The 16196-nt window shown below is 61.5% G+C and carries 12 protein-coding genes; 8 read left to right on the top strand and 4 right to left on the bottom strand.

What is annotated here, in order from left to right:
• Positions 1-183: 183 nt before the first annotated feature.
• From AC1Q80_RS29605 to AC1Q80_RS29590, 4 genes are all read left to right on the top strand, one after another.
• Positions 184-2238 carry a type I secretion system permease/ATPase gene (locus AC1Q80_RS29605; RefSeq protein ID WP_492362836.1) on the top strand — a complete coding sequence of 685 codons (2055 nt, stop codon included), beginning with the start codon at positions 184-186 and terminating at the stop codon, positions 2236-2238.
• 2 nt (positions 2239-2240) lie between these two features.
• Positions 2241-3590, top strand: coding sequence for an HlyD family type I secretion periplasmic adaptor subunit (locus AC1Q80_RS29600; RefSeq protein ID WP_173423783.1), 1350 nt, complete (start codon positions 2241-2243; stop codon positions 3588-3590).
• 169 nt (positions 3591-3759) lie between these two features.
• On the top strand, positions 3760-4254 hold the full coding sequence (locus AC1Q80_RS29595; protein ID WP_173423784.1) for a hypothetical protein: 495 nt from the start codon (positions 3760-3762) through the stop codon (positions 4252-4254).
• Positions 4255-4585: 331 nt separating this feature from the next.
• Entirely contained in the window at positions 4586-6352 is a 1767-nt protein-coding gene (locus AC1Q80_RS29590) for a GNAT family N-acetyltransferase (protein WP_492362805.1), read from the top strand.
• A gap of 29 nt (positions 6353-6381) precedes the next feature.
• Here AC1Q80_RS29590 and AC1Q80_RS29585 read toward each other — a convergent pair whose 3' ends face one another.
• The gene (locus tag AC1Q80_RS29585) at positions 6382-6675 is read right to left on the bottom strand and encodes a DUF2218 domain-containing protein (protein WP_173423786.1); all 294 of its coding nucleotides are present in this window, start codon (positions 6673-6675) and stop codon (positions 6382-6384) included.
• 94 nt (positions 6676-6769) lie between these two features.
• A complete protein-coding gene (locus AC1Q80_RS29580; RefSeq protein ID WP_173423787.1) occupies positions 6770-7693 on the bottom strand; it encodes a siderophore ABC transporter substrate-binding protein in 924 nt (307 codons plus the stop codon).
• Positions 7694-8002: 309 nt separating this feature from the next.
• On the opposite strand from AC1Q80_RS29580, the gene AC1Q80_RS29575 reads away from it, so the two are divergent.
• Genes AC1Q80_RS29575 through AC1Q80_RS29565 form a run of 3 tightly spaced genes read left to right on the top strand, consistent with a single transcriptional unit; the run spans position 8003 to position 10666 of the window.
• Positions 8003-8953 (top strand): ABC transporter permease, encoded by a 951-nt coding sequence (locus AC1Q80_RS29575; protein WP_492362804.1) that lies wholly within the window; start codon positions 8003-8005, stop codon positions 8951-8953.
• A complete protein-coding gene (locus AC1Q80_RS29570; protein ID WP_492362803.1) occupies positions 8943-9911 on the top strand; it encodes an iron chelate uptake ABC transporter family permease subunit in 969 nt (322 codons plus the stop codon). Before AC1Q80_RS29575 ends, AC1Q80_RS29570 begins: the two co-directional genes overlap by 11 nt.
• Entirely contained in the window at positions 9908-10666 is a 759-nt protein-coding gene (locus AC1Q80_RS29565) for an iron ABC transporter ATP-binding protein (RefSeq protein WP_492362802.1), read from the top strand. The genes AC1Q80_RS29570 and AC1Q80_RS29565 overlap by 4 nt, the downstream gene beginning before the upstream one ends.
• A 10-nt stretch (positions 10667-10676) precedes the next feature.
• Here the strand turns inward: AC1Q80_RS29565 and AC1Q80_RS29560 are convergent, their stop codons facing one another.
• Positions 10677-13775 carry an efflux RND transporter permease subunit gene (locus AC1Q80_RS29560; protein ID WP_492362801.1) on the bottom strand — a complete coding sequence of 1033 codons (3099 nt, stop codon included), beginning with the start codon at positions 13773-13775 and terminating at the stop codon, positions 10677-10679.
• Positions 13772-14932, bottom strand: a complete 1161-nt coding sequence (locus AC1Q80_RS29555) for an efflux RND transporter periplasmic adaptor subunit (RefSeq protein WP_492362800.1) — start codon at positions 14930-14932, stop codon at positions 13772-13774. The genes AC1Q80_RS29560 and AC1Q80_RS29555 overlap by 4 nt, the downstream gene beginning before the upstream one ends.
• A gap of 284 nt (positions 14933-15216) precedes the next feature.
• Between AC1Q80_RS29555 and AC1Q80_RS29550 the strand changes: the two genes are divergently transcribed.
• On the top strand, positions 15217-15816 hold the full coding sequence (locus AC1Q80_RS29550) for a TetR/AcrR family transcriptional regulator (protein ID WP_492362799.1): 600 nt from the start codon (positions 15217-15219) through the stop codon (positions 15814-15816).
• Positions 15817-16196 lie beyond the last annotated feature (380 nt).

The following is a 16196-nucleotide window of genomic DNA, read 5'->3' as shown; positions in this document are numbered from 1 at the left end:
ACGCCCGTGGCCCACGACGATTCCGATGCTGAATTGCTGGCCGTTACCCATTCCCTGGCAAACCCCATCCGTCATACCGAGAAAAAACAGGCCGGCTATCATTTCGGCCCGCGGCGCGAGGGCGCGTTGTGGCAGAGCCGGGAAAGTGCGCCGCCGCAGGACGTCGAAGCCAAAGTGGTGCCGATGGAAGCACCGATCGTCGAGGTGCCGGTCGCCAAGGTTGCACCGGAACAGGTTCCTCCGGCAGAAGCGCCGCCAGCCAGACCGCTCGACGGACAAGGAAACCCTGCTCAACCGGAAATCACCGCGCGTCGTGGCAACGACAGCGACCCGGCCGATGATGTGAAGAGCCGACCGGGTCGCCCCCTGCCACAGACGATCGACAACGACCCGGGGCCGCTGAAGGAGAATGACCGCCGTCCGACCGTGCGCGATGGCGGCGGCAACAACGGTGTGCCCACTGATGGCAACGGTGGCGGCGGTGGCGGTGGCGGCGACAAGCACACGTTCCACAAGCGTATGGGACCGGTCAATTTTGCCGCGAGCCTGCGCAACGGCATGGCCATCGTTCGCCGCAACATGATGATCGTCATCGCCTTCACCATCGCGATCAACGTGCTGGTCCTCGCCATTCCGATCTATCTGTTCCAGATCTCGGACCGGGTGCTGACCAGCCGCTCGCAGGATACGCTGGTGATGCTGACGATCGCCGTGCTCGGCGCCATCGTCCTTCAGGTCATCCTCGATTCCATCCGCCGCTTCATCCTGATGCGCACGGCGGTCGAAATGGAGGTCCAGCTCGGTGCGCCCATCTTGAGTGCCGCCGCACGAGCATCATTGCACGGCAACGGTCGCGACTATCAGGTGCTGAGCGACCTTCAGCAGCTGCGCTCCTTCATCGTCTCCGGCACCCTGATCTCGTTCCTCGATGCGCCGCTGATGCCATTCTTTGTCGTGGTGGTCTACATCATCCAGCCGCAGCTCGGCCTGATTGTCATCATGTGCTGCGTCGTGCTGTTCGTGATCGCCTACCTCAATCAGAAGGCGACGTCGCAGCCGTTCAGCGAAGCCAATGCCTTCCTCAGCCGCGCCAATTTCCACCTGGATTCGATGGCGCGCAATTCGCAGATCATCAACGCCCTGGCGATGATCCCGGAAGCGGTGAAGATGTGGGGCCGCGAAACCGCGGGCTCGTTGAAGTCGCAGGTCTACGCTCAGGACCGAAGCATCGTCTTTACCGGCGCCTCGAAGGCAGTGCGGATGTTCACCCAGGTCGCCTTGCTCGGTTGGGGCGCGCACCTGTCGATGGACGGACACATCACCGGCGGCATGGTCATTGCCGCGTCGATCATCTCCGGGCGTGCGCTTGCGCCTGTCGAAGGGGCGATCGAAGGCTGGAACCAGCTCAACCATTCGCGTGCCGCCTATGGCCGGATCAAGCAGCTGCTGGTCAATTCGCCGTTGAACTTCCCGCGATTGCGCCTGCCGAAGCCCGAAGGCCGGCTCGATGTCGAACGCATCCTGTTCGTGCCGCCGCCGCAGAAGCGGGTGATCCTCAACGGCATTTCCTTCTCGCTCAACAAAGGGGAATCGCTCGCCGTCATCGGCAATTCCGGCTCCGGCAAGACGACGCTCGGCAAGATGCTCGTCGGCTCGATCGTTCCGACCTCCGGCAATGTCCGCCTCGACCTCATGGACCTGAGAAACTGGGACCAACGGCAGTTCGGCGAAAGCATCGGCTATCTGCCGCAGGACGTGCAACTCTTCCCGGGCACCATCAAGGCCAACATCTCGCGCATGCGCGACGATGTCGAAGACAGCGCGATCTTTGAAGCGGCCGTTCTTGCCGACGTGCACGAACTGATCGCCTCGTTCCCGCAAGGCTACGAGACGATCGTTGCTGCCGACGGCGCGCCGCTCTCCGGTGGCCAGAAACAGCGCATTGCGCTCGCACGCGCCTTCTTCGGCAACCCGAAATTCGTGGTGTTGGACGAGCCCAATTCCAATCTCGACAGCAATGGCGAGGCGGCGCTTGCCCGGGCGCTGTTGCATGCCAAGAAGCAGGGCATCACCACCGTCACCATCACCCAGCGTCCGGCGCTGCTGCAATGCGTCGACAAGATCATGTTGCTGAACGAAGGCACGGTTGCCATGTTCGGTGCGCGCAACGACGTGCTTGCGGCCATCGGCGCCAAGCCGAAGGACGAGAAGTCCGCACCCCGTATCGCCGGAGAATGACCATGAGCCGCGAGAAAAAGAACGCCGCCGAAGAACATGTCGTCGAGTGGTATTCGGAGGTGCCGCGATCGATCAAGCTGCACAGCATGGCGGGCCTGGCGCTGATCCTCGCCTCATTCGGCGGCTTCGGCTACTGGGCTTTCGCAGCCCCTCTGGCGGCCGCGATCATTGCCCAGGGAAGCTTCGTCGCCAACGGCAACAACAAGATCATCCAGCACCTCGAAGGCGGCATCATCGAGCAGATGCTGGTGGCCGAAGGCGACAAGGTCAAGACCGGCGACATTCTGGTCAAGCTCGATCAGACGCCGTCGCGCGCCAACGAGCGCGCGCTCAATCTGAAGCGGCTGCGTCTGGAGGCGGTGGTCTCGCGGCTGCGCGCCGAAGCCATGGGCAGCGACACGTTCAAGATCCCCGACATCGTCAAGAAAGAGGCGAGCGATCCCGATATCCACGCGATCATCGAGAGCCAGAACGTCAACTTCCACAGCAAGAAGATCAAGCTCGACGATCAGTTGAACCTCATCGACCAGAACATCAAGTCACTGGAGTTCCGCGCCAAAGGCTACGAGCGCCAGCAGGAATCGTTCAACAAGCAACTGGACATTCTCAACGAGGAGCGCGCCGCCAAGAGCAAGCTGGCCGAAAGCGGCCTGATCAAGAAATCGGAACTGATGGCGCTCGACCGCGCTGCTGCCGATGCCATGGGCGAGATCGGCCGACTTGACGCCGAGGTCAAGGAAAGCCTGTCGCAGATCGACCGCTATCGCCAGGAGGCGGTGATCGCCGTCAATGCCAACAAGCAAGCGGCGCTCGATGGACTTGAAGCTGCCGAATCCGACCTCGATGGCGTGCGCGAGCAATTGCGCGAGGCAAGCGAAGTTCTCGGCCGTGCCACCATCCGGTCGCCCGTCGACGGCACCGTGGTGCGCAGCTATTTTCATACCGCCGGGGGCGTCATCGCGACGGGCAAGCCGATCATGGAAATTCTGCCGGCCAACGTGCCGCTGATCATCGAGGCGCAGGTGCTGCGAACCTCCATCGATCAATTGCGCGTGGGCGAGGACGCGACCATCCGTCTGTCGGCGCTCAACCGCCGCACGACGCCGGTGCTGAGCGGCAAGGTCTTTTACGTCTCCGCCGACTCGGTCGAAGAGGTAAGCGGCGGCCAGCAGCGGGATGTCTACATCGTCCGCGTCGAGGTTCCTGTCAGCGAGATCCACCGCATCCACGGTTTCCATCCGGTGCCGGGCATGCCGGCGGAAGTGCTGATCACCACGTCGGAGCGCACCTTCTTCGAATATCTGACGAAGCCGATCACCGACAGCATGTCGCGCGCCTTCAAGGAAACCTGAGGCGAAGCGGGGAGGCTGCGAATGAAGTCCGCGCAAGACAGGACCGGCCTGCAGGTTTCGGGTTTTCACCGGCGATCGGCACACGCCTTGAAGGCGCGTGTATTTCCGTCAAGATGCGCATCGTCGGTGATGGCAGGGTGCCACCGGTGGCGGATAGGGGAGACGTTTGATGGCAGCGATACACGAGGTGCTTCTGCTTGTCGGCCGCCTCAACTATGTCTGGACCAATACCGAAAGCCTGCTGATCTACGTCATTGCCCATCTGCTGAGTGTCGACAAGGAGCAGGCGATCGTCGTCTTCCTGACCTTGAACACCACGCGCGCCCGCATCGATCTGACCGAACGCCTGGCCAAGCTGCCGGCGATCCCCGTCGACACGCGCGACAACGTTCTTTCGATCATGGACCGGCTGAAGCAGCAGTCGAAGATGCGCAACAAGTACAACCATTGCATCTACTCCTTCGACGAGCAGGGCGAGATTTCCAGCACCCAGCTGATGCGCCTGGTGGAAGGCGACAAGGACATACGCTACGGCAAGGTCGAGCAGCTCGATGCCCGCGAGCTGGAGCGGCTCGAAGCCGCAATCCAGGAGATCACCGAGATCAGCAAAAGCCTGTGGGCGTTCATTCGCTCCCGGCCGAATTTCGACGAGCGTTCGATCTAGAGCGTTTCCGGTCTAGACAGCGTCACAGAAACGCTCTGGCACCCAGTTTTTGCGCATTTCCTGACGGAAAACCGCTTCGCACTTTTCCTGGAAATGCTCTGGCACTCAGTTTTCACGCATTTCCTGACGGAAAACCGCTTCGCACTTTTCCTGGAAATGCTCTTGAGGCGGAAGCGTGGCCTCGATCGTCCGTAGACGACACGGCGCATTCGGATGATATCATTAGTACAGCCGAGCTATGGTTTGACTAGTACCTAAGGTCGTTTTGCAAACAAACGAGCCGGATATATTCTTTAATAATTGTATTTTTTAGTTGCGTACCGAGGGCGTTATGAAAATAGATATTTTTGAGACTTTAGAAGAATTTGAGAAAATTCGCGAAGATTGGGACAGGATCTATTTCGAAGATCCAGAAGCCCATCTGTTTCTTTCCTGGCAATGGCTGCACAAGTATCTGTCGCACCGTCATCGCTGGTTTGTTCTGGCGCTGAAGCAGGAAGGCGATGCCCATTACTGCGCCTTCCTGCCATTGAAGGTATCGACCTACCAGGACGAAAAGACCAACCTCTTCTGCGACGAAATCCGGATGGCGGGCAACTACGGTGCCGATTACACCGGCTTCCTGTGTCGGCCCGGCCTGGAGGACGCGGCGGCCGATGCCTTCTCCGCCTATATCGGCAGGGAGAACTGGACGACCCTCACGTTCGATTATTTCTACACCGCCTCTTCGCGGCTCGATCGTCTTCTGGCGGCCTTTCCGCAAACCGAATTCTCGCAGAAAAGCAACGAGCGCAGCAATTCTGACAACATCGACAATACCATCTGCCCCTATGTGGTCCTGCCGGAAAGCTGGGAGGCGTATCTCGCAACGCATATGAGCGCCCAGACCCGCCAGAAACTCAGACGCTTCATGCGCATGGTCGAGGCGTCGTCCGACTACCGCATTACACACGCGACGAGTGAGACGATCGAACGTGATCTCGACACGCTGTTCCGGCTGTGGCGCATCAAATGGGCGGAGCGCAAGGGCAGCAAGGTCGACCGCCTGATCACCTTGACAAGGGAGATGCTGCTCGACGCTTTCAATCAGGGTGCGCTCGACGTTCCCGTTCTCTGGTATCAGGACCGGCCGCTCGGTGTGCTTGCCAATCTGCTCGATCGGCAGAAGAAGACGGTTCTGTTCTACATCACCGGTCGCGACGAGGAATGGACCACCCCTTCCCCAGGGCTTTTGCTGCACGGCTTTTCCATTCGCGATGCGATTGCCGAGGGATACCGGATCTACGACTTCCTGCGCGGCAATGAGGCCTATAAATACGCCTTCGGTGTCGAGGAACGCCGTATTCGCAGCATGCTTGTCAGAACGCTATCCGGCCGCAATCTGCGCAACTGCCTCAACCCGCGCAGCATCGAACATGTCTACGAGCGCGCCGTTGAGCTACACAAGCAGGGACGGCTGGATCGGGCAGAACCCGGTTACCGGCAGGTCATCCACACCATGCCGACACACACCCGCGCCCGCTATGGCCTCGCCCAGCTTTTCGACGACAAGGGCGAGCACGACGAGGCCGAGTATCTCTATAAGGGGCTGCTTGCGACGATGCCGGGTGCCGGCAAGATCCAACACCGGCTCGGGGACAGCCAGATGGCGCAGGGACACTACGGCGAAGCAGCCGAAACCTTCGAAGCACTGCTCGCCCGCCACCCGCTCCTCAGCCTCGTGCGCTACAAGCTCGGCGTCGCCTTGTGCGCAACTGGCCGAGGCGAGGAAGCCCTCGGAATTTTCACGAGCTTCGAAGACATCCTCTCGGACGATCCGGATCACCTGCGCTGCAAGTTGAAAGCACGTGACGCTGTCATTCGCCTGAGGGAAGCATTGCAAGGCCAACAGGACGAGGTTCCCGAACCAGCGCAATCCCCGGTGTCAATCCCATCGCCGCCGAGGGTCCTGGTGGCGCCGAAACGAACGCTCGATGCATCCGTGCGACTCCCGACGGCACCTCCCTTGCTTGAACCATCGCTGCCATCAGGCATTTCGGCGCACCTGCAGGCCCGGCCGGGCAAGCCTGGAGAAACAGGATCACGAATAAAGCATTGAAGGCGTGGAAGCAGGAGACGACCGACCGCTCACTCCGCGGTTTCGGTCCAGTCAAGAGCCTTCAGCTCCTCGCGAAATGCGAAGCGGATGATGTGGCGTTCGATCACATCCTTGCATTCCGCCAGCGCCTCGGCATCTGGCGATTCCGCGACGAACGACAACTGGTGTCCGCGGGCAGTCATGCGCGCGGTGCTTACACCAATCGCCGCCACCGAATCCACTTCGGTATATTCGACCGATGTCTTGTGCGCGAAATGCTTGGACATCTGCTGCAGGTATTGCGAGGCGCGTTCGGTGGCAAAACCGCTCGTGGCTTTCAACATTGTCTTCTCCAATCTGCATGGGATCGATGGGCAGGCAAAGGCACGACAAGGGGCGGCATGATTGCTCCAGCCGCCCCTCGTGAAAAGTTCAAGCCTATTTCTTGCTCAGCGCTTGCGTCAGCTGATCGACGATATCCTGTTCGGATTTCAGACCCGAGCTTGTCAGGTAAAGCTTGGCTGAATCGAGATAGACGACCCGCTCGTTCTTCCAGGCCTTAGTCTGGCGCACCAGTTCGTTGTCGAGGAGGGCCGCGGCCGGCTGGCCTTCCTGGCCGATCGCCGCGTCGCGGTCGACGACGAAGATCCAGTCCGGATTGGTCTCGAGGATATATTCGTAGGACACTGCCTGCCCGTGCGTTGCGACCTCGAGCTTCGGATCGGCCGGCTCGACGCCGAAGATGTCGTGGATTTCGCCGAAGCGCGAACCCTTGCCATAGGCGCTGATCTTGCCGCCGGTCGTCAGCAGGATGAGGCCGGTGCCGGCATCCTTGGCGACACCCTGCAGCTTGACGATCGAGGCGTCGAGCTTGTCCGACGCAGCCTTGATTTCCGCCTCTTTGCCGAAGATCTGGCCGAGAATGGCGGCGTTCTTCTTGACGCTGCCGATCAGGTCCTTGTCGTCGTTGGTCAGGTCGATGGTCGGCGCGAGCTTGGCAAGCTCAGCATATTTCGACTGCGAACGGCCGCCGACGATGATCAGATCGGGTTCGGCAGCATTGACCGCCTCATAGTCCGGTTCAAACAACGTACCGATCTTCGGATAGGTGTCTGACTTGTATTTTTCGAGGGACGGCGGGATGGCAGAGCCGGGAACGCCGGCGACAGGCACGCCGAGCATATCCAGAGTTTCGAGCATGCCAAAATCATAAACCAGCACCGTCTTCGGGGACTTTTCGACATCCGTCGTGCCGCTGCTGTGCTCGATTTTCAACGTTTCGGCGCCAGCGGCAGGCGCCAGAGCCAGGACGGCCGTCAGGACGGCGCCACGAAGAGCATTAGAAAATAGAGATACATTCATGACTTATTTCCTCATGTTTTAAGCCGTCCTAGCGCGATTTTCCAAAGAGGGCAACAAGCCCGTTTGCTGTCGTGCAAAAGCGACGAGCCAGCATGCGACCATCCGACAATGGCGCTTGGCACGACGAAACTTGACTAACCATCTCATATATATGAAGGAAGCTCAGTTCCCGTCCGCCGCTTGGCGGTGCCGAGACGGATGCAAGTAAAACCGATCTCAAGTTGCTCGGAGGCAACGGAAGGATGAACGGCAACAAGCGGGCCACGAAGGGCCATTCACTGAAGCACCGGCGCACGTAAAGACCGATCGATGAAGTCACTCCTGATTGCCGTCCCCGTCATCCTGCTGCTTGCCGTCGTCAGCGTCCTGACCGGTGTCGGCAGCCTCGCCTCCGGGCTTGACGGCGACGGGCGCGGCTGGTTGCTGATCGTCGAAAGCCGGGTGCCGCGTACGCTTGCACTGATGCTCGCCGGAACCGGGCTCGCCGTCGCCGGCACCATCATGCAGATGCTCGCCCGCAACCGCTTCGTCGAACCGTCGACCGCAGGTACGGCAGAATCGGCGGCGCTTGGTATGCTCGTGACGATGATCTTCGCGCCCACTTTGCCGGTCGCCGGCAAGATGGCCGTGGCCACCCTCACCGCGCTCGCCGGCACGGCACTGTTCCTCAAGATTCTGCGCCAGATCCCGCTGCGTTCAGTGCTGATGGTGCCTCTTGTCGGCATCATGCTCGGCGGCGTCATCAGCTCGGTCACCACCTTCATCGCCTACCGATACGACATGATGCAGTCGATGGGCGCCTGGATGTCGGGCGATTTCTCCGGCGTGCTGCGCGGTCGCTACGAACTGTTGTGGATCGCTTTTGCCCTGACGCTGATCGCCTATGTTACCGCTGCCCGTTTCACCGTCATCGGCATGGGCGAGGACATCGCCCGCAATGTCGGCCTCGACTACAACAAGGTCGTGACGCTCGGGCTTTGCATCGTATCGATGGTGACGGCCACGGTCGTCGCCACCGTCGGCATGGTGCCGTTCCTGGGGTTGATCGTGCCGAATGTCATCAGCCTGGTGGTCGGTGACAATCTCAGGCGCACCCTGCCGCTGATCGCCGCCACCGGTGCAGGGCTGGTGCTCGCCTGCGACATCGTCGGCCGCATGATCATCGCACCCTACGAGATCCCGGTCGGAACGGTCATGGGTGTCATCGGCAGCGTTGTCTTCCTCTATCTGCTGCTGTCGAGGCGCGCCCATGCAGGCTGACATCAAGAGGGTATCGCCCGCCGGAACGCTGCTTGTGACGGCAGTGCTCGCGCTCCTGTCGATGCTGGCCTTCATGACGCTTGGCGCCAAGGGAAGCTGGGCGTTCATCCTCTCCTTCCGCGGCACCAAGCTTGCCGGCATGATCCTCGTCGCCTATGCGATCGCCGTCTCGACCATTCTCTTCCAGACTATCTCCGGAAACCGCATCCTGACACCGTCGATCATTGGCTTCGATGCGATGTACGCGCTGCTGCAGACCGTCATGGTGTTCGCGCTCGGGGCGGCAGGCGCCAACGCCGTCGACCCGCGGCTTCAGTTCGTCATCGAGACGGCGGCAATGGTCGGCTTTTCCGTGCTTCTGTTCCGGGCGCTGTTTTCAGGCGCCACCCGCAGCCTGCATCTCCTGATGCTCGTCGGCATCATTCTCGGCGGCCTGTTCCGCAGCCTCTCGTCCTTCCTGCAGCGGATCCTCGATCCCAACGAGTTCGTGGTGCTGCAGGACCGGCTGTTTGCCAGCTTCAACACCGTCAATGCCGATCTTCTCGGTATTTCCGCTGTCGCCGTCGCCGCCGTCACTTTCGTTCTCTGGCGGCTGTTCCCGACCTTCGACGTGCTGTCGCTCGGCCGCGAGAGCGCCATCGGGCTTGGCGTCGACCATCACCGCACCGTTACCATCCTGCTTGTGCTCATCGCCGTCCTCGTCTCGGTTTCCACGGCGCTCGTCGGGCCGGTGACGTTCTTCGGCCTTCTGGTCGCAAGCCTTGCCTGGCAGATCACCCCGACGGCGAGCCATCGCTTTGTGCTGCCGATCGCTGTCTGCCTTGCCATCGTCACGCTCGTCGGCGGCCAGGTGATCCTGGAGCGGCTCTTTGCCTTCAACACCGCGCTCAGCATCGTCATCGAATTCGTCGGTGGTCTTGTCTTCATCTTTCTGCTTGTTCGAGGCTCCGCCCGATGATCGAAATCCGCGATGTCACCAAATCCTACGGCAGCAACGCTGTCGTCGACCGGGTCTCGATGACGCTTCCAACCGGTGGGCTGACCTCGATCATCGGTCCGAACGGTGCAGGCAAATCAACGCTGCTGTCGATCGTCAGCCGCCTCATGCCGATGGATGAGGGACAGGTTCTGGTCGACGGGCTCGACGTCAGCCGCACGGCGGGCGACGTGCTTGCCCGCCGCCTGTCGATCATGCGCCAGGACAACCATATCACCGCACGCCTCAGCGTACGCGACCTCGTCGCCTTCGGTCGCTACCCCTATTCGAAGGGCCGGCTGACGGCGGGTGACGTCGAGCATATCGAACGCTCGATCGCCTATGTCGGGCTCAAGGCCTTCGAGCACCGGTTCCTCGACGAGTTGTCCGGCGGCCAACGCCAGCGCGCCTTCATCGCCATGGTGCTCTGCCAGGATACCGACTACATGCTGTTCGATGAGCCGTTGAACAACCTCGACATGAAACACGCAGTCGAGACGATGAAGCTGCTGCGGCGCCTGGCCGACGATTTCGCCAAGACCGTTGTCGTCGTGCTGCACGACATCAACTTCGCCTCTGCCTATTCCGATCGCATCGTCGCCATGCGCGACGGCAGGCTTGCCTTCGAAGGTACACCAAAGGACATGATCGAGCCGTCACGCCTGCAGGCGATCTTCGATGTCGACTGCCGCGTACACGCCGTCGGCGACACACGGCTCGTCAACTATTTCGAATAGGCCGCGCGGTTCAATGAGACGAGCCGGACAGGATGGGGTTGCCGCTGCGGGCCGCGTCGGCGATCTTGTCCTCGTCGGTCACCGATGACAGGCGCTTCAACCGGCGGCCGAGGCGAACGCTGACATCATCCATCACCGTGAACATCACCGGCACGAAGACGAGACTCAACATCGTCGATGTGATCAACCCGCCGATCACGGCAATCGCCATCGGCGCGCGGAAGGCCGCATCGGCACCAACGCCGATCGCCGCCGGCACCATGCCGGCAACCATGGCGATCGTCGTCATGATGATCGGGCGGGCGCGGGTGGTGCCTGCCGTGAGCAAGGCCGCTCGCCGGTCCGCTCCTTCGTTGCGGCAGACGATCGCGTGGTCGACCAGCAGGATCGAGTTCTTGCAAACAATACCCATCAACATCAGGATACCGATCGTCGAGGACAGATCGAGCGCAGCGCCAAAGAGAATGAGCGCGAGCGCTGCACCGCCGATCGACAGGGGCAAGGCAATCAGGATGGTCACAGGCTGCAGAAAGTCCTTGAACAGGAGGACGAGCACCGCCGCAACCATCAGGATGCCGGCGAGCAAGGCAAGTGCGAAGTTGCGGAACATTTCCGACATGTATTCCGCTTCGCCGTAATTCGCCTGCGAAACGCCTGATGGCATTTTGCTCATCGCCGGCAGGGCGGAGACCGCGTCGAACGCCGTGCCAAGCGTGATGCCGTTGAGATTGGCCTCTACCGCCATCAGGCGCTTGCGGTTGAGGCGTTCGACACTGCCCTCCTCGGCGCCGAAGGAAATATCGGCCACGGACGTCAGCGGCACCAGCTTGCCGGAATTGGTCCCAACCCTGAGATTGCGCAGCGTATCGAAATCCGCCCGGGCCCCCTCGTCGAGCATCACCCGGATCGGCACCTGCCGGTTGCCGAGATTGAACCGCGCCGAATTGCTTTCGCTGTCGCCCATGGTGGCGATGCGCGCAACCGTGCCGATCGACGTCACCGAGACCCCGAGGCGGGCCGCCTCGTCGAGACGCGGCTTCACCAGCAATTCTGGCGATAGCAGCGGTTCGGTCGACTGCACGTTGACGAGGCCCGGCATCGCCCGCATCTCTCTTTCGAGCTGGCGCACCGCCTGGGTCAGCGCCGCCGCGTCGTCGCTGGTCAGATAGATCGACAGGTCCTTCGCCCCCTGCTCGGAGGCAAAGGTCGCCTGGATGTCCGGGGTCTCGACGAGCAATGGACGCAGGGACAGCTCGAACGATTTTCGGTCGAGCTCGCGCTCCTTGCGCGGGCGAAGCTTGATCAGCAGGTCAACCCGGTTGAGGCTGTCAGCCGTCGCAAGCACGCTGTCCACTTCCGGGCGCTCTTTGATCTTGCGGGTCAGCTCATCCGAGACGCGGGCCGTTTCCTCGAGCCGCGTGCCCGGCGGCAATGTCACCTTCAAGGTCGAGAGGTTGCTGTCGCTCGTCGGCAGGAAACCGGTGGGCAACATCGTCAAAAGCGCGATCGAACCGATGAAGATGAGGGCGACGATGGAAAGCGCCGTCTTGCGATGATCGAGCGTCCAGCCGAGCACGCGGACATAGGCATCGCCGATGCGCGACCGCTTGGCCTCATGATGAGGTGCTGCCTTCGGTCGGAGCAGATAGGCTGCCATCAACGGCGTCAGGAGCCGGGCAACTGCCAGGGAGAACAGCACGGCGATAGCGACCGTCAGGCCGAACTGCTTGAAATACTGCCCGACCGCACCGCCGATGAAGCTGACGGGCGCGAACACCGCAACGATTGTCAGCGTCGTCGCAACAATCGCAAGCCCGATTGCGTCGGCTGCATCGATCGCAGCTAGGAAGGGCCGCTTGCCCATGTCCACGTGCCGCTCGATGTTTTCGATTTCGACGATGGCGTCATCGACAAGAATGCCGATGACAAGCGTCAGCGCCAGCAGGCTGATACTGTTCAAGGTGAAACCGAGAAAATCCATGACCATGAAGGTCGGCAGGATCGACAGCGGCATGGCAAGCGCCGAGATCAAAGTTGCCCGCCAGTTGCGCAGGAACGCGAAGACGACCACGATCGTCAGGGCTGCCCCTTCCAGCAGCGCCGTCACCGCCGCATCGTAGCTTTCCTTGGTGTATTCGACCAGCGAGATCAGTTCCTTGATCTCGATGCCGGGTGTGCGCGCCTGGATTTCAGCCAACCGCGCGGCAACGCGATCGGCAACCACCGTATCGCTCGCACCCTTGCTGCGCGACACCGAGAAACTGACGACCGGTTCGCCGTCGAGCCGGGCGAAATTGCGCGGTTCGGAAGACGTGTCCTCGATCTTTGCAACGTCCGAGAGCTGGACCCAGCGGCCGCCCGAAATCGGTACCGACAGGCGCGAAAGATCCTCGACCGATGTGGCGCTGCCGATCGTGCGGATCGATTGCTCCCGCCCGCCGATCTCGCCACGCCCGCTCGGCACATTGGTGTTGAGTTCGCGCATCGCGGTGTTGACCTGATCGGCAGTGACGCCCAGCGCCAGCAGCCGCTCCGGATCGAGCGAAACGCGAACCTCGCGGTTGACGCCACCGAGACGCTGAACCTTCTGCACACCCGCAAGCGTCAGCAGTTCGCTGTTCAGGGTGTCGTCGACAAACCATGACAGCTCGACCGCGGACATGTTGGGCGCGCGCACGGTGTAGTAAATGATGGCGCTGCCATCGACGTCGACGCGCGACACCACCGGCTCCTGGATCGACTGCGGCAGATCGGAGCGGATCTGGGCGACCGCCTCGCGCACGTCGTTGGCAGCGCGATCCGGGTCGGTGCCGATCTTGAACTCGACCGTCGTCGTCGAGATGCCGTTGGCGACCGTCGAGCGAATGTGATTGACGGCAACCAGGCCGGCCGCCACGCCCTCGACGCGACGCGTGACCTGCGTTTCCATTTCCGCAGGCTGGGCGCTCGGTTGGGTGATCGTCACGGTCACAACGGGAAACGAGACGCTCGGATTTGCGTTGACCGGCAGGCGAAGGAAAGAGGCGATGCCGACCAGCGTCAAGACGACGAACAGGACGATCGTCGGAACGGGCTTACGGATTGCCCAGGCGGAGATGTTGCTGGTCATTTCTGCACGCCTGTCTGAGCGGGAACAATGTCCTTGATGGCGACGGCCTCGCCCTCGCGGAGAGAAACGCCGGCCTTGGCAACAACGCGCTCGCCGGCGTCCAGACCCGATAGGATCTCCACCTTGCCGTTCTGGCGCATTCCGGCCTGGACAGTCTTGCGCTTGACCTTCCCGCCCTCGACGATGAACACTGAGGGCATGCCGTCCGGGGTGCCGTAAAGCAGCGCCGAATCGTCGACCATGATCGCCATGCGTTCAGCCACGACGATTTCCGCACGGCCGAACGTTCCGGCATAGGGTGGCTTGTCGGTCTTCAACGTTATCTTGGCCGTGCCGAGCCGTGTCTCGCTATCGATCTTCGGATTGATCACCCGGACCTGGCCTTCGATCGCGTCCGTGCGGCCGGAAAGCTTGACCTTTACTTTCTGACCGACGGCAAGCAAGGGCAGCTCGCTTTCCGGAATTTCGGCAGCAAGCTCGATCTCGCCGTCGCGGATGAGCCGCATCAGCGGCTCCGTTCCGGCGAGCGCGCCGGCGCGGGCAAGCCGTTCGGAAACGATACCGGCGGCCGGGGCGACGATCACGGCCCGCTCGAGCTTGCGGCGTGCCTCTGCCAAGAGCGCCTGGGCCTGCGCATCGTCGGCGCGCGCCACCTTCACCGCCTCGAGCGCAATGGCGACGGCCGAAACCCGTTCTTCGAGGAACGTTTCTGCCTTCAGATGGCGCAGTTGCCGGGCGCGATCGAGCTTCTTTTCCTCCTGCCGGACAGTTTCTTCCTGCTGGGCAACCGCCGCACTGGCGCGCGCCACCCGCCCTTCCGCCTCACGCAGAAAGTTTTCCAGCATCTCGGTTTCGAGACGGGCGAGCACCTGGCCAGCAACCACCCGGTCGCCGACCTCGACCTCGACCTTGGCGATCCGTTGCTCAGTCAGTGTCGTCCCGACAGCGATTTCTTCCCGAGCGACGAAAATGCCCGCGAAGGAGCGCAGCCACTTCTGCGGCTGCCTGTCGGCCAAAAGCGTTGAAACGGTGCGGCTTGCGGCGTGGACATCGGCGCTGACGGATGCCGCCGCCTCGTTGGCGCGAACCTGACCCGCAGTCGCAGCAAGCGCGAAGACGGCGACGATGGCTGCATTCAGAGCTGGAGAACGTCTCATTCTGGTTGGCTTTCGCTGACGGAACCGGACGTCGCCACCACTCTGGCAGCAAGCACAACGTCGACGGCTCCTAATTATGGCGTTCGGAGGAAATTATTTATTCGATCAGTCAGTCTAATAATTTCATTCGATAAACGCGTCAAGAGTAAGGCGATCACATACAATCATTGCGGGAGCATGGTGTCATCCGTCATCGGGGCACTTCTCTTGACATCGTATGCGCCTGCACCGCATACCAGATCGATTAGTCTATTAAAGAAACTGGACCATTGGGGAGAAGCACGATGCGCAAGATCGACCCGGAGAAACATGCGGCAAGGCGGCAAGTCATCCTCGACGCCGCCATCGCCTGTTTTGCCCGCAAGGGGTTTCACGGCACATCGACCGCGGAAATCTGTGCCGAGGCAGGGATGAGCCCAGGCAATCTCTTTCATTATTTTCCGACCAAGCACGCCATCATTGCCGCAATCGTGGAGGAGGAACGTCAAGAAACGGCGGAGTTTTTCCGCGAACTCCATGAAGCGCCTGATCTTTTCGCCGCACTTCTGGGCTTCATGGACGTCGTGCTGGGTTTGGCAGCCGACCCCGTCTATTCCAGCCTGGCGCTGGAAATCGCCGCCGAGGCCATGCGTGACGAACACATCGGCAAACTGGTTGCCGCGAACGACGCGGAGCTGCGCGCCGCCCTTTCCGCCGTCATCAATGCTGCGCACGACCGCGGACAGATCGACACCGCGATCGATCCGGAAGCGGGCGCGCGGTGGATCGCCGCCATCATCGACGGCATCTTCGGACGGATCGCCGTCGACCCCGGCTTCAAGCCGGAGCAGGAGCGCCCGATGATGCACCTGCTGCTGACCCGCTTTCTCTGTCCGCAACGCTGAACCCTTCAGCACCGCCGGATCAGGGGGATTGCGGTCCGCCTAGGACAAGGTCGAGTGAGTTTGGAAAACCCTGCCTCGATGCTCAGTTTCTGGCAGTGCTGTCGCCGCATCTGACGGCATCATCGAAATGTCATGGCATCGATCCAACTCCGGCGCGACACCGTCGCTCCTACAGGCCAGGAGGCAAGGCCAGCGCCTGCGTCGCCAACATGGGCGCCGCATCCGCTAATGTCGGCGTGAGAGGTGGTCCTCCCTCAGCCGGCTGGGATGGTTCCCACAGATGCTCCGGCCACCTCCCCGCACTGCACGGTCTTGTTGTTTTTCTTTTGCGTGGCTCGAGAACGCCAAAAGCCCGCCGGTTTTCACCTGACGGGCTTTTA

It is taken from the genome of Ensifer sp. GW823-FHT05D09 (assembly GCF_058795755.1).
This window is presented reverse-complemented; position numbering and strand designations above follow the sequence as displayed.